The 23,739-nt window shown below is 67.5% G+C and carries 22 protein-coding genes, 1 tRNA gene and 1 riboswitch; of the genes, 14 read left to right on the forward strand and 9 right to left on the reverse strand.

The window, feature by feature from the left end:
* The first annotated feature begins 4 nt into the window (after window positions 1-4).
* A complete protein-coding gene (locus FHS98_RS02360; RefSeq protein ID WP_167099211.1) occupies window positions 5-292 on the forward strand; it encodes a hypothetical protein in 288 nt (95 codons plus the stop codon).
* A 241-nt stretch (window positions 293-533) separates the two neighbouring features.
* Here the strand turns inward: FHS98_RS02360 and gyrA are convergent, their stop codons facing one another.
* A complete protein-coding gene (gene gyrA, locus FHS98_RS02365; protein WP_167099214.1) occupies window positions 534-3,296 on the reverse strand; it encodes a DNA gyrase subunit A in 2,763 nt (920 codons plus the stop codon).
* A 162-nt stretch (window positions 3,297-3,458) separates the two neighbouring features.
* On the reverse strand, window positions 3,459-4,214 hold the full coding sequence (gene yaaA, locus FHS98_RS02370; protein WP_167099217.1) for a peroxide stress protein YaaA: 756 nt from the start codon (window positions 4,212-4,214) through the stop codon (window positions 3,459-3,461).
* Window positions 4,215-4,409: 195 nt separating this feature from the next.
* Here yaaA and FHS98_RS02375 point away from each other — a divergent pair, with 195 nt between their 5' ends.
* On the forward strand, window positions 4,410-5,684 hold the full coding sequence (locus FHS98_RS02375) for a tetratricopeptide repeat protein (RefSeq protein ID WP_167099220.1): 1,275 nt from the start codon (window positions 4,410-4,412) through the stop codon (window positions 5,682-5,684).
* Between the two features lie 56 nt (window positions 5,685-5,740).
* Here the strand turns inward: FHS98_RS02375 and FHS98_RS02380 are convergent, their stop codons facing one another.
* Entirely contained in the window at window positions 5,741-6,229 is a 489-nt protein-coding gene (locus FHS98_RS02380; protein WP_026359735.1) for an Lrp/AsnC family transcriptional regulator, read from the reverse strand.
* Window positions 6,230-6,333: 104 nt separating this feature from the next.
* Here FHS98_RS02380 and FHS98_RS02385 point away from each other — a divergent pair, with 104 nt between their 5' ends.
* The 3 genes from FHS98_RS02385 to FHS98_RS02395 all read left to right on the forward strand — a co-directional run bounded on the left by FHS98_RS02385 (window position 6,334) and on the right by FHS98_RS02395 (window position 9,227).
* The gene (locus FHS98_RS02385; RefSeq protein WP_208401910.1) at window positions 6,334-8,079 is read left to right on the forward strand and encodes a sensor histidine kinase; all 1,746 of its coding nucleotides are present in this window, start codon (window positions 6,334-6,336) and stop codon (window positions 8,077-8,079) included.
* A complete protein-coding gene (locus tag FHS98_RS02390) occupies window positions 8,076-9,122 on the forward strand; it encodes a polysaccharide deacetylase family protein (protein ID WP_167099223.1) in 1,047 nt (348 codons plus the stop codon). The genes FHS98_RS02385 and FHS98_RS02390 overlap by 4 nt, the downstream gene beginning before the upstream one ends.
* Before the next feature lie 29 nt (window positions 9,123-9,151).
* Window positions 9,152-9,227 (forward strand) — tRNA-Ile (locus tag FHS98_RS02395).
* Window positions 9,228-9,486: 259 nt separating this feature from the next.
* Here the strand turns inward: FHS98_RS02395 and FHS98_RS18645 are convergent.
* Window positions 9,487-9,672 (reverse strand): hypothetical protein, encoded by a 186-nt coding sequence (locus tag FHS98_RS18645; RefSeq protein WP_208402007.1) that lies wholly within the window; start codon window positions 9,670-9,672, stop codon window positions 9,487-9,489.
* On the opposite strand from FHS98_RS18645, the gene FHS98_RS02400 reads away from it, so the two are divergent.
* The 4 genes from FHS98_RS02400 to FHS98_RS02415 are packed head-to-tail and all read left to right on the forward strand — an operon-like array spanning window position 9,659 to window position 14,174.
* Entirely contained in the window at window positions 9,659-11,626 is a 1,968-nt protein-coding gene (locus tag FHS98_RS02400; RefSeq protein ID WP_425057326.1) for an FUSC family protein, read from the forward strand. The two genes, FHS98_RS18645 and FHS98_RS02400, sit on opposite strands and share 14 nt — an antisense overlap.
* A complete protein-coding gene (locus tag FHS98_RS02405) occupies window positions 11,623-11,847 on the forward strand; it encodes a DUF1656 domain-containing protein (protein ID WP_167099225.1) in 225 nt (74 codons plus the stop codon). Before FHS98_RS02400 ends, FHS98_RS02405 begins: the two co-directional genes overlap by 4 nt.
* Window positions 11,848-12,747, forward strand: a complete 900-nt coding sequence (locus FHS98_RS02410; RefSeq protein WP_167099228.1) for an efflux RND transporter periplasmic adaptor subunit — start codon at window positions 11,848-11,850, stop codon at window positions 12,745-12,747.
* Window positions 12,741-14,174: an efflux transporter outer membrane subunit gene (locus FHS98_RS02415; protein ID WP_208401911.1), complete on the forward strand. Its 1,434-nt coding sequence runs from the start codon at window positions 12,741-12,743 to the stop codon at window positions 14,172-14,174. The genes FHS98_RS02410 and FHS98_RS02415 overlap by 7 nt, the downstream gene beginning before the upstream one ends.
* On the opposite strand, the gene FHS98_RS02420 is transcribed toward FHS98_RS02415, so the two are convergent.
* Window positions 14,171-14,629: a hypothetical protein gene (locus tag FHS98_RS02420; protein WP_167099231.1), complete on the reverse strand. Its 459-nt coding sequence runs from the start codon at window positions 14,627-14,629 to the stop codon at window positions 14,171-14,173. The genes FHS98_RS02415 and FHS98_RS02420 overlap by 4 nt on opposite strands.
* Window positions 14,630-14,739: 110 nt before the next feature.
* Here FHS98_RS02420 and FHS98_RS02425 point away from each other — a divergent pair, with 110 nt between their 5' ends.
* On the forward strand, window positions 14,740-15,135 hold the full coding sequence (locus tag FHS98_RS02425; RefSeq protein WP_167099234.1) for a MarR family winged helix-turn-helix transcriptional regulator: 396 nt from the start codon (window positions 14,740-14,742) through the stop codon (window positions 15,133-15,135).
* 9 nt (window positions 15,136-15,144) lie between these two features.
* Here the strand turns inward: FHS98_RS02425 and FHS98_RS02430 are convergent, their stop codons facing one another.
* From FHS98_RS02430 to FHS98_RS02440, 3 genes are all read right to left on the reverse strand, one after another.
* Complete coding sequence (locus FHS98_RS02430; RefSeq protein ID WP_167099237.1) at window positions 15,145-15,432, reverse strand: hypothetical protein; 288 nt, start codon at window positions 15,430-15,432, stop codon at window positions 15,145-15,147.
* Between the two features lie 79 nt (window positions 15,433-15,511).
* Window positions 15,512-17,281, reverse strand: coding sequence for a chloride channel protein (locus FHS98_RS02435; protein ID WP_167099240.1), 1,770 nt, complete (start codon window positions 17,279-17,281; stop codon window positions 15,512-15,514).
* Between the two features lie 115 nt (window positions 17,282-17,396).
* Window positions 17,397-18,455, reverse strand: a complete 1,059-nt coding sequence (locus FHS98_RS02440; protein ID WP_167099243.1) for a threonine aldolase family protein — start codon at window positions 18,453-18,455, stop codon at window positions 17,397-17,399.
* Between the two features lie 56 nt (window positions 18,456-18,511).
* A riboswitch (SAM-I-IV-variant riboswitch) is annotated at window positions 18,512-18,621 on the reverse strand.
* A gap of 172 nt (window positions 18,622-18,793) precedes the next feature.
* Between FHS98_RS02440 and FHS98_RS02445 the strand changes: the two genes are divergently transcribed.
* From FHS98_RS02445 to FHS98_RS02460, 4 genes are read left to right on the forward strand one after another with little or no spacing between them, the layout of a single operon-like run.
* Window positions 18,794-19,717, forward strand: a complete 924-nt coding sequence (locus tag FHS98_RS02445) for a dihydrodipicolinate synthase family protein (protein WP_167099246.1) — start codon at window positions 18,794-18,796, stop codon at window positions 19,715-19,717.
* Window positions 19,718-19,724: 7 nt separating this feature from the next.
* Complete coding sequence (locus FHS98_RS02450) at window positions 19,725-20,723, forward strand: 4-hydroxyproline epimerase (RefSeq protein WP_167099249.1); 999 nt, start codon at window positions 19,725-19,727, stop codon at window positions 20,721-20,723.
* 24 nt (window positions 20,724-20,747) lie between these two features.
* The gene (locus FHS98_RS02455) at window positions 20,748-22,181 is read left to right on the forward strand and encodes an amino acid permease (RefSeq protein WP_167099252.1); all 1,434 of its coding nucleotides are present in this window, start codon (window positions 20,748-20,750) and stop codon (window positions 22,179-22,181) included.
* Window positions 22,178-22,624, forward strand: a complete 447-nt coding sequence (locus tag FHS98_RS02460; protein ID WP_167099255.1) for a nuclear transport factor 2 family protein — start codon at window positions 22,178-22,180, stop codon at window positions 22,622-22,624. The genes FHS98_RS02455 and FHS98_RS02460 overlap by 4 nt, the downstream gene beginning before the upstream one ends.
* Window positions 22,625-22,627: 3 nt before the next feature.
* Here FHS98_RS02460 and FHS98_RS02465 read toward each other — a convergent pair whose 3' ends face one another.
* Entirely contained in the window at window positions 22,628-23,719 is a 1,092-nt protein-coding gene (locus FHS98_RS02465; RefSeq protein WP_167099258.1) for an alpha/beta fold hydrolase, read from the reverse strand.
* Window positions 23,720-23,739: the final 20 nt, after the last annotated feature.

Below are 23,739 nucleotides of genomic sequence, written 5' to 3' on the forward strand. Positions count from 1 at the left end.
CGCAATGATCGGAATCGATATTCCCAATATGCACGACTGGACGCTCATCGACGCATCCTTCGATTGGGAGGCGGCGCAGGTAGTGATGCGCTTTCGGACTGCGGCAGGCTTGAAGCAACTCATCGCGTCAAAGACTGCGGAGCTGCGTATACCCCAACGTCTGCAATGGGGACGAAGCGCCTCGGTCAACGACGCCCAGTTGATCGCTGACGAGCACTGTCCGGCGTTGAGGATCGAGATGCAGTCGGGCGACGCGATCATTCTTGAGGCCGCGTCGTTCGAATTTCGCTGAACGACAGCTATCCGTTCCCTTCAACCCGAAACCTGCCCAAACGCTTTCCACCAACTCCCGTCATCCCAGCGAAGGCTGGGATCCATCTCTAGCTCGGCAGGCGATGTGGCTATTGGAGAGAGATAGACCCCAGCCTCCGCTGGGGTGACGGTAATGGTTGCCGGAGTGACGATAAGGCGCCGTTCCGCTAAAAATCCGCCCCTCTCTCCCGCCATCGCGGAGGAGAGGGGCGCTTGAGGCCTTAGGCTTCGCTGCCGTCCGCCAGATCCTCGCCGGTGTCGCCGCCGGTCTGCGGATCGGTTTCGGGCGCTTCCGCCGTATCGCCGAGATCGGCTTCCGCCTCGTCGTCGCTCTCTTCGATGCGGGCGGCGGAGACGACATGCTCGTCGTCCGCCACGCGGAAGATGGTGACGCCCTGCGTGTTGCGGCCCGCCACGCGGATGTCGCCCACGGTGGTGCGGATCAGCTTCGCCTGATCGGTGACGAGCATGAGCTGCTCGCCATTATGCGCCGGGAAGCTCGACACCACCGGGCCGTTGCGATCGGAGGTCACGATGTTCGTGATGCCCTGGCCGCCGCGGCCGGTCTGGCGATATTCATAGGCCGAGGTGCGCTTGCCATAGCCGTTCGCGGTGACGGTGAGGATGAACTCCTCCGCCGCCTCGAACTCGGCCATGCGCTCGGGCGAGAGCGTCACCTCGCGGTCGCCTTCCTTCCACGGGGCGGCCTTGAGATAGTCCTCGCGCTCCTGCGGGGTGGCGTCGAAGCCGCCGAGGATCGAGAGCGAGATCACCTTGTCGTCGCCGAGCAGGTTGATGCCGCGCACGCCGGTGGACTGGCGGCTCTGGAACTCGCGCACATCGGTGGCGGCGAAGCGGATCGCCTTGCCGTTGCGCGTGGCGAGCAGCACGTCGTCCGTCTCGGTGAGCAGCGCCACGCCGATCAGGTGATCGGTCGCGTCCTCGTCGAAGCGCATCGCGAACTTGCCGTTGGTCGGCACATTCGTGAACGCCTCCATCGAGTTGCGGCGGACCGAGCCATGCGCCGTCGCGAACAGGATGTGGAGCGCGCCCCATTCCTTCTCGTCCTCGGGCAGGGGCAGGACGGTGGAGATCGTCTCGCCCTCGGCCAGCGGCAGCAGGTTCACCATTGGACGGCCGCGCGCCTGCGGAGCGCCTTCCGGCAGCTTCCACACCTTCATGCGATAGACCTTGCCGGCGGTGGAGAAGAACAGCACCGGCGTGTGCGTGGAGGTCACGAACAGCTTGGTGACGGCATCCTCGTCCTTGGTCGCCATGCCCGAGCGGCCCTTGCCGCCGCGCTTCTGCGCGCGGAAGGCTTCGAGCGGGGTGCGCTTGATATAGCCGCCGTGGGTGACGGTGACGACCATGTCCTCGCGCTCGATCAGGTCTTCGTCGTCGATGTCGTCGCCGGCGGGCACGAGCTGGCTGCGGCGCGGCGTCGCGAAGTCGGACGAGACCTTGTCCAGCTCGCCCACCAGCACCTCATAGAGGCGCGCGCGGTTGCCGAGGATTTCCAGCAGCTCGGCGATCGAGCCGGCCAGTTCCTTCAGCTCGTCGCCGATCTCGTCGCGGCCGAGCGCGGTGAGGCGGTGCAGGCGCAGATCGAGGATCGCGCGGACCTGGATTTCGGAGAGCGTGTAGGTGTCGCCGGTCGCTTCCTTCTCCACCGCCTCGACGAGGCGGAGATAGGGGGCGATCTCGGCCACCGGCCATTCGCGCGCGAGCAGCGCGGCGCGGGCGTCGGCCGGGGAGGCTGAGCCACGGATGATCTTCACCACCTCGTCGAGGTTCGTCACCGCGACCACGAGGCCGAGCAAGATGTGCGCGCGCTCGCGGGCCTTCAGAAGCTCATATTTCGAGCGGCGGGTGATGACCTCCTCGCGGAAGGTCACGAAGGAGGAGATGATATCCTTGAGGCCGAGGATTTCCGGCCGCCCGCCACGGATGGCGAGCATGTTGGCCGGGAAGCTCGACTGTGCCGGCGTGTGCCGCCAGAGCTGGTTCAGCACCACTTCGGGCGTCGCGTCGCGCTTGAGGTCGAGCACGATCCGCACGCCCTCGCGCGAGCTTTCGTCGCGGATGTCGGAGATGCCCTCGATCCGCTTTTCCTTGGCGGCCTCGGCGATCTTTTCGACCAGACCGGACTTGCCGACCTGATAGGGGATCTCCGTGAGGACGATCGAGCGGCGATCGCCCCGGCCTTCCTCGACATCATGGCGCGAGCGCATGATGATCGATCCGCGACCGGTGTTGTACGCGTTGCGCGCGCCGCCCTGGCCGAGGATCAGCGCGCCGGTCGGGAAATCCGGGCCGGGGACGATCTCCATCAGCTCTTCGGTGGTGACGTGCAGGCCGCCGAGCGCTTCCTTCTCGATGAAGAGCTTACAGGCCGCGATGATCTCGCCGAGATTGTGCGGCGGGATGTTGGTCGCCATGCCGACCGCGATGCCGCCGGCACCGTTGACCAGCAGGTTCGGGAAGCGGGCGGGCAGCACCACCGGCTCCTGCTCGGAACCGTCATAGTTGGGCTGGAAATCGACCGTGTCCTTGTCGATATCCTCGAGCAGCGCATTGGCCGAGCGGGCGAGGCGCGCTTCGGTGTAACGCATCGCGGCGGGCGGATCGGGGTCCATGGAACCGAAGTTCCCCTGGCCGTCGACCAGCGGCAGCCGCATCGACCAGTCCTGCGTCATGCGGGCCAGCGCGTCGTAGATCGAGGCGTCGCCGTGCGGGTGATATTTACCCATGACGTCGCCGACGAGGCGGGCCGACTTGCGATAGGGGCGGCCGGCGACGAAGCCGGCTTCCTGCGCGCCGTAGAGGATGCGGCGATGCACCGGCTTCAGGCCGTCGCGCACGTCGGGCAGCGCGCGGCTGACGATCACCGACATCGCGTAGTCGAGATAGCTCGACTTCATCTCGTCGACGATGGAGACGGGGGAAATGTCGCTGTTTTCGATGGTCGGCGGGGCGCTGGCCAAGTTGGTCCGTCCGGTCTGTTATGGTTGTCTTTTACGGCGCCGGGAGGCGTCGATGGACCTCTCTAGACCAGTGACAGCCGCCACGCCACCCCACGCGCGCACGCGTGCGCGCAAACGGGCGGCCGGGCGCACGGAAAAAGCGGTCGGAGCCTCCGCCGGCGCTCAGCGCCGGACGAAGCGCCAGCGCCTTTCGTCCGACGCCGCCCGATCGAAGGCATAGCCATCGCTGTCGAAGCCCTTGAGCGCCTCCACGTCGGCCAGGCGATGCTCGCTGATATAGCGTGCCATCATGCCCCGCGCGCGCTTGGCGGCGAAGCTGTTGAAGCGCAGGCCGGCGGGGCCTTCCTCCATGAACTCGATCGTATGGATGTCCACGCCGGCGGGCGGATGGCGCTCCACCGCGCCCCAATATTCCTTGCTGGCGAGGTTCACGATCACGTTCGAACCTTCGGCCTTCAGATCCTCGGCGAGCAGATCCGAGATGCGCGGCCCCCAGAAGGAATAGAGGTCGCCCGAATGCGGTGCCCAGCGCGTGCCCATCTCCAGCCGATAGGGCCGGATCGTATCGAGCGGGCGCAGCAGGCCGTAGAGGCCGGAGAGGATGCGGACATGATCCTGCGCGAAATCGATCGCGGCCTCGTCGAGCGTGCGCGCCTCGAAGCCGGTGTAGACGTCGCCCGCGAAGGCGAAGAGGGCGGGGCGCTCGGGCAACCCCGCGAAACCGCGATAGCGTTCGACGTTCAGCTCCGCGAGCGAGGCGGAGATCGACATGAGCTTCGACAGATCGCGCTCGGTGAGCTTCGCCGCGTCGGCGGCGATCGCCATGGCTTCGGCGGCGAAACGCGGTGCGGTGAGGGCGAGTTCGGGGAGCGGGCGCTTGTAATCAAGCGTCTTGGCAGGGGACAGGAGAGCAAGCATGGCGGCGTGCGCCTAGCAGGCCCGGCCGTGCCGTCAACATCGCATCGCCGGATGCAACCGGTCGCATTCAATGGGTGTTCAGCCGCAGGCCCGCAGCATTGCTTCTGGTTCCCATGCTTGAATGGCGGCAGGGCTGGGGGTAGCACCACCGCTGGCGGCGCACCCTCGCGGTGCCGACAAAGGAGAGATTCCACCATGAAATTCGCATCGACGACGGCCCTGGCGCTGGCTCTCGCGCTTGGCGCGGTTGCCGTGACCCCGGCCTCCGCCAAGAAGGAAGAGAAGGCCCAGGCCGGCAAGGCCAATTACAGCACGGCCTTCCGCCAGGCCGCTCCGCCGGTCCAGAAGGCGCTCGCGGCCGGTGATCTGGCGACCGCCAAGGCAGGCCTCGCGGCCGCGCAGGCCGCCGCTTCCACCGACGACGACAAATATGCGGTCGCCGGCATGGCCTATCAGATCGCGACCAAGACGAACGATCAGGCCGGCGCGGCTGCGGCCGTCGACGCCATGCTGGCGAGCGGCAAGGCTCCGCCGGAGCTTCAGACCCAGCTCCTCACCGCCAAGGCGCAGAATTCGTTCAACAACGGCAAGTTCGCCGATGCGGACGCCGCCTTCACCCAGCTCAACCAGCAGAAGCCGGGCGATCCCGAGGTTCTGATCTCGCTCGCCGCGGTGAAGTCGCGCGAGGGCCAGAACGCCGCCGCGCTGCCGCTCGTCGATCAGGCGATCCAGGCGAAGAAGGCCGCCGGTGGCCAGGTCGACGAGGACTGGTATCGTCGCGCGCTCGCCATCTCCTATGACGCGAAGATGCCGGCGCAGACCGCCAAGTACGGCCAGCAGCTTGCCGACGCCTATCCGCGCGCGGACATCTGGCGCGTCGCGCTCCAGACCTTCCGCGACACCAACCGCCTCGATCCGCAGGCCGATCTCGACACGCTGCGCCTGATGCGGGCGACCAACGCGCTGGCCGGCGAGCGCGATTATTACGAATATGCCAACATGGCGCTCAACAAGGGCTATCCGGGCGAGGCCAAGGCCGTGATCGACGAGGGCACCTCGTCCAACATGGTCGAGAACAAGAGCGTCGCCACCAGCAAGGCGCTGGCCGAGATCAAGGCCGTCGCAGGCCCGAAGATCGCGGCTGACAAGGCCGAGCTTCCGGCGCTGGACAAGAAGGCCCGCGCGGCCGCCGACGGCAAGCAGGCGCTGCTCACCGGCGACGTCTATCTCGGCTACGGCCAGTATCCGCAGGCGGCGGACCTCTACAAGGTCGCGATCCAGAAGGGTGGCGTGGACGCCAACCTCGCCAACCTGCACCTCGGTGAGGCGCTGGCCCATGCCGGCCAGAAGCAGGAAGCGACCGACGCCCTCAACAAGGTGACCGGCCCCAATCAGGCGCTGGCCCAGTATTGGGCGATCTACGCCAACAAGGGTTCGGCCCCGGCCGCGCCCGCGTCGGCTGCCCGCTGATGTGAAGAAGCCGGCGCCCGATCCCTCAGCGGACGGGCGCCGGCGACATCGGGGGCTTATTCCTCGATCTGATCGACCGGCACGCCGGGCTGGTCCTTCGCGGTGCGGATCGTCAGCGAAGTCTTCACGCTGGCGACATGCGGCGCGGTGGTGAGCTTCGAGGTGAGGAAGCTCTGGAAGGACTGGAGATCATGGGCGACGATCTTCAGGATGAAATCGATCTCGCCGTTCAGCATATGGCATTCGCGGACCTCGGGCAGCGTCGCGATGTGCGATTCGAAGCCGAGCAGGTCTTCCTCCGCCTGGCTGCGCAGGCTGACGAGCGCGAACACGGTGATGCCATAGCCGAGCGCGGCGGGGTTCAGCCGGGCATGATATCCGTTGATGACGCCGCCTTCCTCCAGCGCGCGCACGCGGCGCAGGCAGGGGGGAGCCGTCAGGCCGGCGCGCCGGGCCAGTTCGACATTGGTGATGCGACCGTCTTCCTGCAACTCCGCGAGAATGGTGCGATCTATCGAATCGAGCAACAACGGCGAGGCAACCACAAATCATCCTTTCTCAGTTATGGCGTATCTCTATAAGAAAGTTGCGGCGTTAGGCAATTGTCCCACTATGCAACGAACGCAGAAAAGTCGCTTTGCGCGGGGTCATGGGAACAGATAGTCAACCTTTCATCCGGCAGGGATACCCGCTCGCCGGCGGCGTGGAGGAGTGGGTGCGGTTCGACGACATGCTAGCGACGGTGCTTGCCCGGCCGGCCGAGAAATCGGCGGAACGGGTCGCGCTGTGGCGCCAGTTGATCGACCTTCTGGCACAGCGCCGTCCGGGCGCTGACCCGGCGCTCAGCCGCGAGGCCTTCCTCCGCCTTCAGGCGCTTCGTCCCGACGTACCGATCGCGATTCGCTGCGAAACCGCGCGCGCCTTCGCCGGGCGCTCGATCCGGCCCGTGCTCGCGGCCTTCCTCGCGGCGGACGTGCCGGCGGTGGCGGGCGCGATCCTGCCGCATGTCCGGCTCGATGAGGCCGGCTGGCTCGAGATCCTGCCGCGCCTGACGCCGACCGGGCGCGGCTTCCTGCGGCATCGCCGCGATCTCGGCCCGCAGGTGGAGGCCGCGCTGTGGAGCTTCGGCGCGACCGATCTGGCGCTGGGCGGCGGCACCGTGCCCGTGCAGGAGGCTTCGGCGCCTCAGCCGATGCAGAGCGCGGCGGGCGATCCGCCGCCGCCCCCGGTCAGCGTCGAGCATGGCGTGGGCGAGGGGCAGATCCGCGCGATCATCACGCGCATCGCCCGCTTCCGCAAAGGGCGGGAGGGGCAGCTTCCCGAGCCGGAGCCCGAACAGATCGCCTCCTTCCGCTTCGAGACGGGGCCGGATGGCGTGATCTGCTGGGTCGATGGCGCGCCGCGTGGCCCGCTGGTGGGCGAGACGATCGCCACGCCGGCCGCCGGCATCCATGGCGTCGATGCGCAGGCGCCGGGCGCTTTCCGCCGCCGGGCGCCTTTTCGCGAGGCGCGGCTCATGATCGCCGGTCGCTCCGGCGTGTCCGGGGAGTGGCGGATCGCGGGCGTGCCGGTGTTCGGCCCCTCGGACGGGCGCTTCCTCGGCTATCGCGGTACGGCGCGCCGCCCGCGCGAGGATGAACGCGCCGAGCCCGAACCCGATGTGCCCGGCCTTTATGGCGGCGGGCTGGAGCCGGATTCGCTGCGCCAGCTCGTCCATGAGCTGCGCACACCGCTCAACGCGATCGGCGGCTTCGCGGAGATGATCCGCCGCCAGATGCGGGGGCCGGTCTCCACCTCCTATCGGGACCGCGCGCAGAACATCGCCGAGCAGGCGGGGCAGCTTCTCGCGGCGGTCGACGATCTCGACGTCGCCGCGCGGCTGGAGACGCGGCGGCTGGACCTTCAGCGCGTCGAGATCGATCTGGGCACGATGCTGGCGCTGATCTCCGACAATCATGCGAAGAGCGCGGCGCGGCGCGGTGGCGCGCTCGAATGCGCGGTGACGCCGGACCTGCCGCCGGTGACGGGCGATCCCGCCGCGCTGCGCCGTATGATCGGCCGGCTGATCGGCGCCTCCGCCGCGCTGACGGCGGAGGGCGAGACGATCCGCGTCACCCTGTCGGGCGGAGGCTCGCCCACGATGCTGGAACTGACCGTCCGCCGCCCGGCGCGGCTTGACGGGCAGGACGATGCCGCGCTCTTCGACACCGCCCATGGCCCGGAGGGGGACTGGCCGGATGCGCCGCTGCTCGGGCTGGGCTTCTCGCTGCATCTCGTGCGGCGGCTTGCGAGCGCGGCGGGCGGTGGCCTGCGGATCGAGCCGGACCGCTTCGTCCTCAGCCTGCCCGCCTCCGAAGGGCGGGCCACCGGCGCCGAGCCAGGGGCCGAACGATGATCCCGGAAGCCGGGCAGGGACGGATCGATCGCCCCCCGGCTCGGGAAGATCAGGTGCGGCTGCCGGGGGCGCTCGGCCGCCGCTTCCTCGTCTTCGTCGATACCGAGGAGGAGTTCGACTGGACCGCCCCCCGCAGCCGCGACGCGACCGCCACGCGCGCGGTGGCGGCGCTGCCGGAGGCGCATCGGCGTCTGGCGGGCTTCGGCATCCGGCCGACCTATCTGGTCGATTATCCCGTGGTGACCTCGCCCGAGGCGGTGGGCCTCCTGCGGCCGCTTCTGGAGGCCGGGGAATGCGCGATCGGCTCGCAGCTTCATCCCTGGGTCAATCCGCCCTTCGACGAGGCGCTGACCACCCCCAACAGCTTCGTCGGCAACCTGCCCGAGGCGCTGGAGCGCGCCAAGCTGGCGGCGCTGACGGATCGCATCGCCGAAGCCTTCGGGCGGCGGCCGACCATCTACCGGGCGGGCCGCTATGGCGTCGGCGGCAACAGCGCGCGGCTGCTGGAGGAGGCGGGCTATCGCCTCGACGTCTCGGTGCGCGCGCTGTTCGATTATTCGGGCGAGGGCGGCCCCGATTTCTCGCATCGCACCGCCGAGGCGAGCTGGGCCGGCCCCGCGCGTCTGCTCATGGAGCTGCCGCTGACCACGGTCTTCACCGGCTACGCGCGGCGGATGGGGCCGCAGCTCTATGCCGCGGCCGGGCGGGTCGGGCGGATGCGGGGGGTGCTGGCGCGCACCGGTGCGCTGGAACGGATCGCGCTGACCCCCGAGGGGACGCCGCTTCCCGATGCGTTGCGGGCGATCCGTCGGTTGCTGGCGGACGATATCCGGCTGCTGTCCATCTCCTTCCATTCGCCGTCGGTCGAGCCGGGGCACACGCCTTATGTGCGCGACGCCGAGGATCTGCGCCGTTTCTACGCCTGGTGGGATGGCGTGCTCGACCTGCTGGCGCGCGAGGGCGTGCGCCCGATCGGTGCGGATGAGCTGATCGAGGAAGCATGGCGCGCGCGTGATGTCGGACTGCGGCTTGCCACGCACTGAGTGGTCGGGCTATCGCGGCGGCGCTGGCGGGGCCTGTAGCTCAATGGTTAGAGCTGGCCGCTCATAACGGCTAGGTTGCGGGTTCGAGTCCTGCCGGGCCCACCAGCGCTTCAATTCGCAAGGCCTCTCAAGGCCCGTCGCCGGCGGTTTCGATCGTGCATGACCGGCGATCGATATCGAACTTCTCTCGGTAATGCTGATGGCGACAGTCCAAGTTGTACGGACAAGTCTGCAACACAACGGGACAGGCCCAACTGGATTCGACAAAATTTCTGCTTTATGAGTAAAAAATATTGCGTTTGAAACACCGGGGGCTTCTTGCCAAGAGAGCCGCGTCCGAGGGAGGGCGCTGACGGCTCACATTTCAGGCGGAGTCGAGAAGCGGGTGTTCGGTTGTGACATGCCGCCTCAGGTCTGGGTGATTGAACGTGGTTGCTGCTCGGATTGCGCCTTTTGCCGCCTCCCATTTCATTGCCGTCAGCCCCAGGAAATTCCTGTTTTCCCTGAGCAGCTTCATTGCGGCGTCGCTGACATTATTGATCGCCTTCACGGCCAGCCTTCCGCGCCCCTGGTGGGCGTTGCTGACGGTCTATGTCACGGCCCAGCCGATGTCGGGCGCCTTTCGGCCCAAGGCCCTCTACCGGATCGCGGGGATCGTGACGGGCGCCGCGGTGACGATCGCGATCGTTCCCAATATGCAGAACTCGCCGATCCTGCTGGTGTTCTGCATGGCGATCTGGACCGGGTTCTGCATCTATCTCGCCGTGCTGGACCGGACGCCGCGTGCCTTCCTGTTCCAGATGGCGGCGTTCAGTTCGGCGGTCATCAGCTTTCCCTATCTGGACGATCCCGCCAACATCTTCACGACCACGGTCTCGCGGGTCGAGGAGATGACGGTCGCCATCCTGAGCGTGACGATCGTCCATATGCTGCTGCAACCGTGGAGCGTGCGGCCGATCATCCGCGAACGCGCCCGGTCCTTCCTGAACGACGCCTCGCGCTGGACGGCCGAGGCGCTGGGAACGCATCATACCGCGCTCGAATATCAGCATCGCCGCAGGCTCGCGTCGGACGTCGTCGAGCTGGGCATGATCGCGATCAACCTGCCGTTCGATCAGCGCTATGCGCTGGCGACGCGTCGCACCGTCCTGCAATTGCAGGCGGCGCTCGCCGATGTGCTGCCGGTGGCGTCGGGCTCGGCCAACCGGCTCGACAATCTCCGTTCGCTCGATGCCGTCGATGCGGAACTGGCCGCTCTCGTCGACGCGCTGATCGACTGGCTGAACGGCCCGATCGACACCTCCGACGAGATCGACGCCGAACTGATCGCGCGGTGCCGCACATTGGAGGAGGAGCGTGCGCGCCGGGGCGATTGGGTTTCCCTTCTGGCCGCCAACCTTTGCGACCGCATCGCCACCTGCATGGAGACTTTCCACGCCGCCCGCGTGCTCGTCCGGCGCCTCGATCGGACTGACGCCGACGTCGAGGCCGAGCAGGCGACCGGCCTGGAGGAGCGTGACCCCTCGCACTTTCCGCTGGCCCGCGATCATGGCCTCGCCGCCCTGGCGGGGGCGGCCACGGCGACCGCGCTCATGCTCTATTGCGCCTTCTGGATATTGCTGGCCTGGCCGAACGGATCGGCGACGGCGGCCTTCGCCGCGCTCATCACCTGCTCCTTCGCCGCGCAGGACGATCCGGCGCCGGTCATCGGCCGCTATCTGTGGGCGACCCTCAAGACCTTTCCGTTGGCGGCGCTCTATCTCTTCGTCATCCTGCCTCGGGTGGACGGGGCCATCATGCTGATCGTGACGCTCGCGCCCGCATTGCTCTGGATGGGCTATATCCAGGCCGATCCCGCCCGTTCGGCCCGCGCCCTGCCGATGTTCTCCTGCTTCATCGTCGCGATGGGGTTTCTCGATCGCTTCCAGGCCGATTTCGCGACCTTCCTCAACACCGGGCTGGCACAGGTCGGCGGGATCGTGACGACTCTGGCCGTCACCCGGCTGTTCCGATCGGCGAACGTCCGCTGGACGGCGCATCGCATCATTCGGAACAACTGGATCGACTTGCAGGGCCTCGCCGACGCCCGCGCCCCGCTCGCGCCGGAGATATGGACGGCGCGCGCGCTCGACCGGCTGGGCCAGATCGCGGCCCGCATGGCCGACGCCGATCCGGGTGACGCCCTCCATGCCGCCGACGGCCTCAGCGATCTCAGGATCGGCCGGAACCTCATCCAGATCAGGCGAGGCAGCGAGAATGCGCGCGCTTCGGCGCAGAGCGCCGTGCAGTCGGTGTTCGACGAAGTGGCGCACCTGTTCCGCAAGCGGCTGCGGGCGGGCGAGCCGGTTCCCGCCGAGACGGCCCTGCTCACCGCCATCGATCAGGCCATCATGCAGGGCACGAAACGGCGCTCGGGCCTTCAATCCCGTGCCTTGCTCGCGCTGGTGGGTATGCGCTGCAACCTGTTCCCGCAGGCTGCTCCCTATGCGGCGCCGGCCGCATGATCGAGGAAGTGCGCATCTTCGGCATCTATATGCCGTCGCCGCTGCTCTGGGCGGTGCTGGCGGCCGTCCTCACCTTCATGATCCGGCCGTTGCTGGTGCGGATACCGCTGCATCGCGTCCTGTGGCACCCGGCTTTGCTTGATCTCGCGCTTTTCCTGCTGTTCTGGTGGGGGCTCGGCCTCCTCGCGGACGGCTGTCTCCCGCATGGGCTGATCTCCTGAATGCTTCGACTGCATAATCTCATTCGGACCGTCTTCACGCTCGCGTTGATCGCGGTGATCCTGGCCGTCGTCTACGCCCTGTGGATACGCTATCAGGTCGAGCCGATCACCCGCGACGGCAAGGTGCGCGCCGACGTCGTGCCCGTGGCCGCCGACGTCAACGGGCTGGTCACCGACGTGCTCGTCCATGACAACCAGGTCGTCCGCAAGGGGCAGGTGATGCTCATCATCGACCAGCCCCGCTACAAGCTCGCGCTGGAGCAGGCGCGCGCGAACATCATGAACCTCAAGGCCGCGCTGGCCGAAGCGGAACGGGAAGACCGCCGCAACCGCTCGATGCCGGACGTCGTCGCGCAGGAGGTGACGGAGCAGGGCAGCGCGAAGGTCGAGCAGCTCAGGGCGTCGATCGCGCAGGCGATCGCGGCCCGCGATCTGGCGCAGCTCAATCTCGACCGCACCGTCATCCGCGCACCCGTGGACGGCACCGTGACCAATATGGATCTGCAACCGGGCCTGTATCTGACCGCGGGCAAGGCGGCGTTCGCGCTCGTCTACGATCGCTCCCTCCGGGTCGAGGGCTATTTCGAGGAGACGAAGCTCCCCGCCGTTCATGTCGGCGATCCGGCCAGCATCTATCTGATGGGCGTCGCCAACGAGATACGCGGCCATGTCGAGAGCATCGCCGGCGGCGTCGAGGATCGGGAGCGGACGGGCGGGGTGGCGCAGCTCGCCAACGTCAATCCGTCCTTCACCTGGGTCCGGCTTGCGCAGCGCGTGCCGGTCCGCATCCTGATCGATCATGTGCCGCCGGGCGTCCAGCTCGTTCCGGGGCAGACGGCCACCGTCGAGATCCACAGCAAGCCGGGCGACGTGACGATCCAGCGGAGCCTGCCATGGTGATGCGCCGGCTCGCCATCCTCCTCGCGACCACGGGGCTGGCCGGCTGCGCGGCGGTCGGCCCGAATTACAGGGTGCCGGAAAAGGCCGTCGTCAATGCGCCCGCCGCGCAGGGGGCATTCCTGTCCGGCGGCCCGGAGACGAGCGGCGAGGCGCTGCCGGATCAATGGTGGAAGCTGTTCGACGATCCCCGCCTCGACCAGTTGGTGAGCGAGGCGCTCGCCAGCAATACGGACCTGCGGGTCGCCGAGGCCAATCTCGAACGCAGCGCCGCCCTCCTTGCCGAGACCCGCACGGGGCGCGAGGTTGGCGGCACCGCCGATGCCGAGACCAGCTATGTCCAGCAATCGGCCGAAGCGGTGATGCAGCATGTGCAGCCGCCGGAGAGGCCGATCTACAATCTGGGCCTTTCGGTCAGCTACGACCTCGATCTGTTCGGGGGCATCCGTCGCGGCATCGAAGCGGCCTCCGCCGATCATGAAGCGATCGCCGCCGCGCGCGATCTGGCCCGCGTCAACGTCGCCGCGGAGACGGCCCGCGCCTATGCCGACATCTGCAACAGCGGCCACCAGCTCGATGTGCTACGCCAGTTGATCGGCGTGCAGGAGCAGAGCCTTGCTCTCACCCGCACCCTGATCGCGCATGGCCGCTCGCCGCAGTTCGAACAGGATCGGCAGCAGGCCAGCATCGAGGCGAACCGGGCGCAGATCGCGCCCTTGACGGCGCGCCAGCAGAACGCGGCCTTCCGCCTCACCACCCTTCTGGGCAAGCCGCCGGCCGAATATGATCGCGGCCTGCTCGCCTGCCATGATCCGCTCAAGCTCCGCGCTCCGCTCCCGACGGGAGACGGTCAGGCGCTGCTGAAGCGCCGGCCGGACGTTCGCGCGTCGGAGCGTCGCCTCGCGGCTTCTACGGCGCGGATCGGCGTCGCGACGGCGGCGCTCTATCCCGATATCAAGCTGGGCGCGTCGCTTGGTTCGACGGGCGCGGGGGCCGATTTCCTGTCGCCGCTCACCAACCGGTTCGGGCTCGGCCCGATGATTAGCTGGAATCTGCACCGCAGCGCCGTCCGCGACCGGATCGCGGCGGCGGAAGCGCAGAGCCGTGCCAATCTGGCGTCCTTCGACGGCACCGTTCTCAAGGCGCTGCGCGAGACCGAAAGCGCGCTTAACACCTACGCGGCTGCGCTGGATCGCCTGCAACGGCTGGAAACCGCTCGGCAGGAAGCGGCTCGGGTGGCGGACAAGACCCACACACTCTGGCGCGGCGGAAAGATCGGGGGCCTCGTCGCCTTCGATGCCCAGCGTTCGGAAGTGGCGGCCGCGCAGGCCGTGGCGGCCGCGCAGGCGGAGATCAACAGCGATCAGATCACGCTGTTCCTGGCGCTCGGCGGCGGTTGGCAGAAGCCGGAGGCCGTGAGCAGCCGCTAGGCGTCGTTGGACGAAGGACTGTCCCGTTGTTGATCCAGAGCCTTTCTGCTGCTGATATGACGATCGCGCAGCCCGGCGAGCTGGTCGCGGAAGCGCTCATCCCGGACGCGCGGGATCAGCCTGTGGAGCAGAGCCACGATCCTATCCAGACTGTCATGAAGCGCGCGCCACGGCTCGGCCGGCTCGCGCATGTCGGGCAGGGGGCCATCCGGGGCCGGGCTTGTTTCCCCCAGCCGCTGGAGCGCATCCGCCAATACGGCGCATCCATGCTCCGCGTCCGTTCGGATCGACCGGGCGTTGCTGGTCGCAAGGGCGCCCGCCTGCCTCGCCAGCGCCTGCTCGGCCGCGATCAGGGGCCGGATGGCGCCGACCAGCTCGTCACGCCCCGCATAGCCCATATAGACGTCGTCGCCCTGCGTCGCGAAGCAGACCGGCGAGGAAAGTTCCGGCTCCATGCGTTCCTCCCTCTCTTCTGGTGCGCGGAGCTGATCCTAGCGCGAGACCGGGTGAGGCGACAGCGCTTCCCGAGGTGGAAGGATCGGCGAGGGCCGCCTAAGGAGAGGCCATGAACGATCTGAGTGACGAGCATTATGAGGCGCTGGCGAGCATCCGCCACCAGCTTCGCCGCTTCCTGCATTTCAGCGAGAAGGCGGCGGTGGGCTCCGGCATCACGCCGCAGCAGCATCAGGCCTTGCTGGCGATCCGGGCGTCGGGCGGAGCCATGCTGGTGGGTCAGCTTGCCGAGCATCTCCTGCTCAAGCCCAACAGCACGAGCGAGCATGTCGATCGTCTCGTCCGGCTCGGGCTGGTGCGGCGGCGGGACGGGATCGAGGATCGACGCCGCGTCGCGATCGAACTGACACCGGAGGGAAAGGCGCTGCTGGCCTCGCTGGCGCGCGTCCATCGGGAGGAGCTGCGCCGGATACGCCCTTTGCTCACCCAGTTGATCGAGCAGCTCTGATCCCGCCGGTCACCAATGGCCCGGCGGCGCCGGATGATGAATTTGGTGCCGCGCCCGCCAGTCGCTGCCTTCGCCGATGAGCGCGACGGCGGCGAAGGCCATAAACAGAAGGACCGTCTGCACGAAGTGGTCCCGCCTCGTTTCCGGTATGGCGAGGAGGAGGGCGATCAGCAGCCAGGGGCCAAGCTCCGGCCGGCGCATCAGCTTGAAGAGGTTCCAGACGCCGAACGTCGCGAGCGCCGCCACGATCAGGCCGCCGATCACCTCGATCACGCCATTGAGGAGAAGCGCGAGCATCCTCTATCCCGATGCCGGCCCGGAGCCGGCATCATCTTCCCCTCAAATATATCGCAAGACGATCTAAATTCCCATCCCCTCATTCGGGAATGGGGGTGAAGCGGGTGCGATCGGTTTCGGCGCGGCGATGCTCGCTGCGGGCCTTGAGGAGATCCTGGCGCGACAGGATGCCGACCACCCGACGAGTCTTCGGATCGATGATCGGAACGCGGCCTACGCCGGTTTCGATAATCATGTCGGCGATCTTGCTGCACGGCGTCTCCGGGGTGGCCGCGGGCTGCGACGTGTCGGAAACGGAACCGGCGAGGGTGGCCGCGCCTTCCGCACCCTCGACCTGCCAGCGTAGCGCGTCGGTGCGCGAGACGAGGCCGAGCAGGCGCCCTTCGCCGTCCACAACCGGGTAGCTGCGGTGCCGGGCCTGATTGGCGAAGAAAGTAACCGCGTTCGCGATCGTCATGTCGCCGCGGAGCGTCTCCGGGTCCGGCGTCATCAGATGCTCGGCCTGAAGGAATTCGAGCGGATCGACGACATATTCCTGGAGGATATGGCGGCCACGGCGCGCGATCTTCTCGGTCAGGATCGACCGGCGCATCAGCAGCACGCTGACGGCATAGGCCGCCCCGGCCGCGGCGATCGTCGAGGGCAGGCTGGAGAAATGGCCGGTCAGTTCGGCCGCGAACAGCGCGCCCGTCATCGGCGCGCGCATCGCCCCGCTCATGATTCCGGCCATGCCGATCATCGCCCAGAAGCCGATGTCGCCCGGAACGAACTGGCCGAGCAGGCATCCGGTGGCGCCGCCGAGGATCAGCAGCGGGGCGAGAATGCCGCCCGACGTGCCCGAACCCAGCGAGACCAGCCAGACGATCGCCTTCACGAACAGCAAGGCGAGAATGACGCGGATCGGCAGGCTGCCATCGAGCAGCGCCTGGATACTGGCATAGCCGGAGCCCAGCACATGCCGGTCCACGAAACCGCCGATGCCGACCACCACCGCGCCGAGGGCGGGCCACCACATCCAGTGGATGGGCAGGCGGTGGAAGCCATCTTCCACCCGATAGAGCGCGGTGGAGAGGAGAGTGGCCTCAAGCCCGACGACGACACCGATCACGGCGGCGGCGGCAAGCACCCAGAGGCCGGCCGGCTGAACGGCCGCGGTCGGGAACATCGGGCCGGACCCGAGCAGAAGCGGGCGGCACGCGAAAGACACGAGCACCGCCACGAGCACCGGCACGAAGCTGCGCGGCTTCCATTCGAACAGCAGCACTTCGATGGCGAGCAGGATCGCGGCGAGCGGCGTGCCGAAGATCGCGGTCATGCCGGCGGCCGCACCGGCGACGAGCAGCGTCTTGCGCTCGGCGGCGCTCAGGCGAAAGCATTGGGCGAAGAGCGAGCCGATCGCCCCGCCGGTCATGATGATCGGCCCTTCGGCGCCGAAGGGGCCGCCGCTGCCGATCGACACGGCCGCCGAAAGCGGCTTCAGCAAGGCCACCTTCAGGGACAGGCGGCTTTCCCCGAACAGGATCGTCTCGATCGCTTCGGGAATGCCGTGCCCGCGGATCTTGTCCGATCCGTAACGGGCCATCAGGCCGATGATGATGCTGCCGACAAGCGGGATCACCAGCACCGCGGCGCCGACCGGGCTGTCGGTGATGAGCGCCGGCGCATCGGACAGTCGGCCGAACCAGAAGATATTGGTCGCGAACGCGATCAGCTTGATGAGCACCCATGCGCCGACCCCGCCACCGATCCCGACGACGACCGCCATCGCCGCCAGCAGCAACATGCGGGCGTCGACGCTATGGTCCGCCAGCGGGCGTTGTTCGATGTCGGAATTGCGATGCGCGATCATGATAGCCTCAAGGGGAAAGTTGCCGCGACCTATATCGCAATGCGATATGCTTCAAGGGCGGGACGATATCTTGTGTCCTGATAATCCATATTGGAACGCTCTGCCCCGGATGGGTTCAGGCGGCCGCATCGAGAGCCGGACGCCCGAGCGCGTCGCGGATATCCGCGGCGAGCGCCTCGACCCGCGCCACGTCGGTATCCCACGCGAACATGAAGCGGGCGCCTCCGCCGATGAAGGTGTAGAAGCGCCAGCCCCGTGCCCGCAGCGCCTCCATCGCGTCCGCCGGAAGCTGGAGGAAGACGGCGTTCGCCTCGACCGGGAAGATCAGCGCGGCGTCGGGCAGGTCCGCGATCCGCTCGGCCAGCAGGTGGGCGCAGGCATTGGCGTGCCGGGCGTTGCGCAGCCACGCGCCGGTCTCCAGCAGGCCGACCCACGGCGCGGAGAGGAAGCGCATCTTGGAGGCGAGCTGCCCTGCCTGCTTGCAGCGATAATCGAAGTCCAGCGCCAGCGCGGTATCGAAGAAGATCACCGCCTCGCCGACGGCCATGCCGTTCTTGGTGCCGCCGAAGCACAGCACGTCCACGCCCGCCCGCCAGGTGATGTCCGCCGGCGAGCAGCCGAGCGTGGCGCAGGCATGGGCGAAGCGCGCGCCGTCCATGTGCAGCTTCAGCCCCAGTTCGCGACAGGTGGCGGAAAGCGCCCGCAACTCCTCGATCGTATAGACCTGGCCCGTCTCGGTCGGCTGGGTGACCGTCACCACCCTCGGCTTGGGGAAGTGGATATCGGAGCGGCTGGTGGCCAGCGTTCGCACGGCCTCCGGCGTGAGCTTGCCGTCCGGCGTCTGCGCGACGAGCAGCTTGGAACCGTTGGAGAAGAACTCCGGCGCGCCGCACTCGTCCGTCTCGACATGCGCGGAGGAGGAGCAGATCACGCTATGATAGGACTGGCAGAGCGAGGCCAGCGCCAGCGAGTTGGCCGCCGTGCCGTTGAAGGCGAAGAACACCTCGCACGGCGTCTCGAACAGGCTGCGGAAGGCGTCGGCGGCGCGCTGGGTCCATTGGTCGTCGCCATAAGCGGGCGCGGAGCCGTGGTTGGCGAGCGCCATGGCATCCCACACCTCCGGGCAGATTCCGGCATAATTGTCGCTGGCGAATTGTTGAACCTGGCTCGTCATGCACGCCTCACTTGTTCACGGGACATCCCGGAATCGTGCGCGACGCGAATGTGTGGCGTTCACCCGTTTGTTGCCGGTTCGGCCACATCCCTCCAGCGAACTGGAAGCGCCACCTTGCTCGGGAGCAGGTTGGCGTCAGGCGTCGGCCCGACTCTTGATGCTGTAGGCGCGCAGCTAGACCGGCCGGCGGCCGATTTCAAGGGGAGCCCAATCCGTTTGCGCCCGGATCGTTCGGCGATATCGTCCTGCCGGCGGGTAAAGTCGCATCGGCGGCAAACCGGGCTTGCATCGAGATATAATACCGTATACTAAATTCGTGAATACGGAGGACCAGTCTCATGACCTTTCCCAAGGCGCTTTGGAAGGGCGTCTATCCCGCGGCGACAACCCAGTTCGCGGAAGATCTCTCGATCGATCACGGCGCCACGCAGAAGGTGCAGTCCGCCCTTGTCGACGATGGCGTCGACGGCCTGATCCTGCTCGGCACCTGCGGCGAGAACAACTCGCTGGAGCCCGATGAGAAGCGGGCCGTGCTCAAGGGCGCGGTCGAGGCGATCGGCGGCCGGGTGCCGCTGGTGGCGGGCGTTTCGGAATTCACCACCGATCGCGCCATCCAATATGCCCGCGATGCCGAGAAGATCGGCGTCGATGCGCTGATGCTGCTGCCGGCGATGGTCTATGTGCCGACGGTCGAGGAATTGCAGGCGCATTTCCGCGCGGTGGCCGAGGCGACCTCGCTGCCGATCATGCTCTACAACAACCCCCCGGCCTATCGCGTGCAGATCGATTTCGCGACGCTGGAAGGCCTGTCGGACGTCAAGAACATCGTCTCGGTGAAGGAAAGCGCGCCCGATCCGCGCCGCATCACCGATCTCATCAACCGCTTCGGCGATCGTTTCGAGGTGATGGCGGGGCTCGACGACGTCGCGCTCGAAGGGCTGATGCTGGGCGCGTCGGGCTGGGTCTCGGGCCTGACGAGTGCCTTCCCGGCGGAATCCGTCCGCCTCGTCGCGGCCTTCGAGGAAGGCAATTGGGAAGAGGCGCGCGCCATCTATCGCTGGTTCATGCCTTTGCTCCATCTCGATGCCGAGCATGATCTCGTCCAGTCGATCAAGCTCGCCGAGCAGATCATGGGGCGGGGCAGCGAGCGCGTCCGTATGCCGCGTCTCCCGCTCTCGGGCCAGCGCCGCGCCGATGTGATCCGCTGGGTGGAGCAGGCGGCGGCGACGCGACCGGGCAAGCAGACCGCGAAGGCGGCCTGAGCCGGCCATGCGGCACAGCTTCTTCTGCATCGACGGCCACACGGCGGGCAATCCCGTCCGCCTCGTGGCCGGGGGCGCCCCGCTGCTCCGGGGCGCCAGCATGATCGAGCGGCGCGAGGATTTCCTCGCCCGCTTCGACTGGATACGCACCGGCCTGTGCTTTGAGCCGCGCGGGCACGACATGATGTCGGGCGGCTTCCTCTATCCGCCGACGCGGGAGGACGCGGATTGCGGCATCCTGTTCATCGAGACATCCGGCTGCCTGCCCATGTGCGGGCACGGCACGATCGGCATGATAAGCTTCGGGCTGGAGCATGGCCTCATCACGCCGCGCACGCCGGGGCGGCTGCGGGTCGAGGTGCCGGCCGGGTTGATCGACATCGAATATGGCGTCGAGGGTGACCGCGTGCGCTGGGTCCGCATCCGCAACGTGCCGGCCTATGTGGCGGCGACGGGGGTGGCGATCGACGTGCCGGGCTTTGGTCCGCTCAGCGTCGACGTGTCCTATGGCGGCAATTTCTACGCGATCATCGAGCCGCAGGGAGCCTATACCGGGCTCGACGATCTCGGCGCCTCGCGCATTGTCGAGCTGAGCCGCTCGGTCCGTGCGCTGATGAAGGACGCCTATGAGCCGGTCCACCCGCTCGACGATCGCATCCGCGGCATCCGCCATGTGCTGTGGGCCGACAAGCCGAAGGGCGAAGGCGCGGATGGCCGCAACGCCGTCTTCTACGGCGAGCGGGCGATCGATCGCAGCCCGTGCGGCACCGGCACGTCCGCGCGGCTGGCGCATCTCGTCCACAAGGGCGAGCTGAAGCTCGGCGACCGCTTCGTGCATGAATCCTATATCGGCAGCCGCTTCATCGGCCGGGTGGAGGAGATGGTGGACATCGGCGGCCTGCCGGGCATCATCCCTTCGATCGAGGGATCGGCGGTCGCGACCGGTTTCAATACGATCTGGATCGATCGGGAAGACCCATTCTGGGCGGGGTTCTCGGTCGTCTGACATAATAAAAGAGAGAGGTTGGGAATGGATCTTCTGGGGCCGATCAAGCCGATTGCACGCAGTACGGCCCCGGATGCCGCCCACCGCCTCAAACCCACGCTCTCCTGGCCGCATCTGATCGCACTGGGCGTCGGCGCGATCGTGGGCACGGGCATCTACACGCTGACCGGCGTCGGCGCCGAGCGCGCCGGGCCGGCGGTGATCCTGGCCTTCGCCATCGCCGGGGCGGTCTGCGCCTGCGCGGCGCTCGCTTATGCCGAGCTGGCGACGATGATCCCGGCGGCGGGCAGCGCCTATACCTATACCTATTCGGTGATGGGGGAGACGCTCGCCTGGATCGTGGGATGGAGCCTGATCCTCGAATATACCCTGGCCTGCTCGGGCGTGGCGGTGGGCTGGTCCGGCTATCTGGTCGGCCTGATCGAATCCGCCGGCGTCCACCCGCCGCACTGGCTGCTGACCGGCCCGCATGACGGCGGGATCATCAACCTGCCGGCCGTGCTCGTCTCGATGCTGATCGCCGGGATGCTGATGGCCGGCACGCGGGAAAGCGCGACGCTGAACATCGTGCTCGTCGTCATCAAGCTGGTCGCTCTGGCGGTGTTCGTGATCTTCGTGGCGCCCGCCTTCGATCCCGCGCACCTCCATCCCTTCATGCCCTACGGCTTCGGCAGCGCGGTGCAGGGGGGCGAGAAGCGCGGCGTGATGGCGGCGGCGGCGATCGTCTTCTTCGCCTTCTACGGCTTTGACGCGGTGGCGACGTCGGCGGAAGAGGCGCGCAATCCGGGGCGTGACCTGAAGATCGGCATCATCGGCTCGATGGCCGTCTCCACCACCATCTACATCCTCGTCGCGCTGACGGCGGTGGGTGCGGTCGCCTACACGACACTCGCAGGATCGCCCGAGCCGCTGGCGCTGGTGCTGCGTCTGCTGGGCCATCCCGCGATTTCCTGGGTGGTAGCCGGCGCGGCGCTGGTGGCGCTGCCCTCGGTGATCCTGGTGATGATGTATGGGCAGAGCCGCATCTTCTTCGTGATGGCGCGCGACGGGCTGTTGCCGCGGGCGCTCTCCAGCGTTTCGAAGCGGACGGGATCGCCGGTGCTGGTGACGGGCATCACCGGCGTGTTCGTCTCGGTGATCGCGGCTTTCTTCAACGTCAGCGAGATCGCGGAGCTGGCCAATGCCGGCACGCTGATCGCGTTCATCGCCGTCGGCCTGTGCATGATGATCCTGCGCCGCCGTGTGCCCGACGTGTCGCGCATCTTCCGTTGTCCGGCGCCTTATGTGGTTGGCACCTTCGCGGTGCTCGGCTGCCTCTATCTGCTTTTCTCGCTGCCGGAGAAGACGCTGGTGCGCTTCCTGATCTGGAACCTGATCGGGCTGGTCGCCTATTTCGCCTACAGCCGCTCGCGCAGCGTGCTGACGCGTGAGGCGTCGGTGACGGTGGCGGCCGAATGAAGGCGCTGGCCGCATTGTTGCTGGTCGCGGCCGCGCCGGCTCCCCCGGCCGGTGCGGAGCGGGCGGCCATCCTCCATGTCGTGACGGATATGGAGCGGGCGTGGAACCGCGGGGACTTTGCCGGCTATATGGCGGGCTTCGCCAATCCGGGCGTCGTCTTCGTGTCGGGCGGCAGGATGCAGGCGGACTGGCAGGGCACGCTCGATCATTATGTCCGCGATTATGGCGGCGCGCCCGAGCGGCGCGGCACGCTCCATTTCTACGACATGAAGGTGGACGTCCTCGCGCCGGATGCTGCGATGCTGGTCGGCCATTACCATCTCGAACGCCCCGAGCATCCGCAGGAGGGCATCAACACCCGCCTGTTCCGCAAGATCGACGGACGCTGGGTGATCGCGATGAACCACGTCTCCAGCTATGAGGCGCACGCGCCGGCGCCCTGAGGGCTATTCCGTGCGCTTGAGCAGATCGGCGAGATCGGCCTTCCAGTTGACCGCCCAGGTGTGCGTGCCGTGGCCGTGCGTCTCGGTGGTCTCGGGGATCAGGCGGAAGCGCGTGTTCGGCATCCGCTTCAGCGCCTCCTGAGGATAGGAGAAGTTGCGCGGATTGATGAAGTCGTCGGCCGAGTTGATCCACGTCATCGGCGCCTTGATCGCTTCCAGTTTCGGCCAGGGATCATAGGTGCGCGAGGAATCGACCTGATAGATCAGGTCGTTGGCGTCGAGCCCGGCCATCCCCTTGGCGATGCGATCGCGGACATAGGCGACGGCGGCGTCGCGCTTCGGATAGAGCTTCTGGAAATTGAGCGGCGCCGCGCCGGCGATGACGAGGATCGATTCCGCGAGCCTCAGCCCTTCCTGCGGCTGCTGCGTATAGTTGCCGCCGGCCCAGGCCGGATCGGCCTCGATCCCGTCGACGATCATCTGCCGCCACATGCGGTTGAGCCCCGCCAGCTCGATCGGCTCGCAGGCGAGCGGCATCAGCGCGCGGGCATAGTTCGGATAGGTCTCACCCCAGACGAAACCGTGCATACAGCCCATCGACGTGCCCATGATGAGCCGCGCGTGCGCGATGCCGAGCCCGTCGACCAGCAGATGATGCTGCAGCTCCACCATGTCGCCATAGTCATAATGCGGGAACTTCATCCGCAGCCCGTCGGAGGGCTTGGACGATTTCCCATGGCCGATATTGTCCGGCAGGATGATCCAGTATTTGTGGATGTCGAGCGGCTGGCCGGGGCCGTACAGCTCGTCGGCGAACTGCGGCACGAGGAACTGGTGGCCGCTGCCGCCGGTGCCGTGGAGCACCATCACCGCATTGTCGATCTCGCCTTTGGCGTTGCGATGCGGTTGCCCGAGCGTCGTATAATGGAGGCGCACCTCCGCCATGGTCTCGCCGGAGCGGAAGTGGAAATCGCGCACGACATAATCCGCTTCCTTCGTCGGCCACTTCGTCGCGGCGACCGGAGCGGCGGGCGTGGCAGCGGTGGCCGGCGCCGGCGTGGCGGCCTGAAGCGCGAGGGCGAGCGCGAGGATCATGGCAGGGGGCTCCGAACGAG

The sequence above is a fragment of the Sphingomonas oligoaromativorans genome (genome assembly GCF_011762195.1).
In the GTDB taxonomy this organism is placed as follows: domain Bacteria; phylum Pseudomonadota; class Alphaproteobacteria; order Sphingomonadales; family Sphingomonadaceae; genus Solisphingomonas; species Solisphingomonas oligoaromativorans.

What these genes read in the sequence shown, in the direction of transcription:
- FHS98_RS02360 (WP_167099211.1), top strand. Translation starts at nt 5, where the DNA reads ATGATCGGAATCGATATTCCCAATATGCACGACTGGACGCTCATCGAC.
- yaaA (WP_167099217.1), bottom strand. Translation starts at nt 4,214, where the DNA reads ATGCTTGCTCTCCTGTCCCCTGCCAAGACGCTTGATTACAAGCGCCCG.
- FHS98_RS02375 (WP_167099220.1), top strand. Translation starts at nt 4,410, where the DNA reads ATGAAATTCGCATCGACGACGGCCCTGGCGCTGGCTCTCGCGCTTGGC.
- FHS98_RS02385 (WP_208401910.1), top strand. Translation starts at nt 6,334, where the DNA reads ATGGGAACAGATAGTCAACCTTTCATCCGGCAGGGATACCCGCTCGCC.
- FHS98_RS02390 (WP_167099223.1), top strand. Translation starts at nt 8,076, where the DNA reads ATGATCCCGGAAGCCGGGCAGGGACGGATCGATCGCCCCCCGGCTCGG.
- FHS98_RS02405 (WP_167099225.1), top strand. Translation starts at nt 11,623, where the DNA reads ATGATCGAGGAAGTGCGCATCTTCGGCATCTATATGCCGTCGCCGCTG.
- FHS98_RS02410 (WP_167099228.1), top strand. Translation starts at nt 11,848, where the DNA reads ATGCTTCGACTGCATAATCTCATTCGGACCGTCTTCACGCTCGCGTTG.
- FHS98_RS02415 (WP_208401911.1), top strand. Translation starts at nt 12,741, where the DNA reads ATGGTGATGCGCCGGCTCGCCATCCTCCTCGCGACCACGGGGCTGGCC.
- FHS98_RS02420 (WP_167099231.1), bottom strand. Translation starts at nt 14,629, where the DNA reads ATGGAGCCGGAACTTTCCTCGCCGGTCTGCTTCGCGACGCAGGGCGAC.
- FHS98_RS02425 (WP_167099234.1), top strand. Translation starts at nt 14,740, where the DNA reads ATGAACGATCTGAGTGACGAGCATTATGAGGCGCTGGCGAGCATCCGC.
- FHS98_RS02430 (WP_167099237.1), bottom strand. Translation starts at nt 15,432, where the DNA reads ATGCTCGCGCTTCTCCTCAATGGCGTGATCGAGGTGATCGGCGGCCTG.
- FHS98_RS02435 (WP_167099240.1), bottom strand. Translation starts at nt 17,281, where the DNA reads ATGATCGCGCATCGCAATTCCGACATCGAACAACGCCCGCTGGCGGAC.
- FHS98_RS02440 (WP_167099243.1), bottom strand. Translation starts at nt 18,455, where the DNA reads ATGACGAGCCAGGTTCAACAATTCGCCAGCGACAATTATGCCGGAATC.
- FHS98_RS02445 (WP_167099246.1), top strand. Translation starts at nt 18,794, where the DNA reads ATGACCTTTCCCAAGGCGCTTTGGAAGGGCGTCTATCCCGCGGCGACA.
- FHS98_RS02450 (WP_167099249.1), top strand. Translation starts at nt 19,725, where the DNA reads ATGCGGCACAGCTTCTTCTGCATCGACGGCCACACGGCGGGCAATCCC.
- FHS98_RS02455 (WP_167099252.1), top strand. Translation starts at nt 20,748, where the DNA reads ATGGATCTTCTGGGGCCGATCAAGCCGATTGCACGCAGTACGGCCCCG.
- FHS98_RS02460 (WP_167099255.1), top strand. Translation starts at nt 22,178, where the DNA reads ATGAAGGCGCTGGCCGCATTGTTGCTGGTCGCGGCCGCGCCGGCTCCC.
- FHS98_RS02465 (WP_167099258.1), bottom strand. Translation starts at nt 23,719, where the DNA reads ATGATCCTCGCGCTCGCCCTCGCGCTTCAGGCCGCCACGCCGGCGCCG.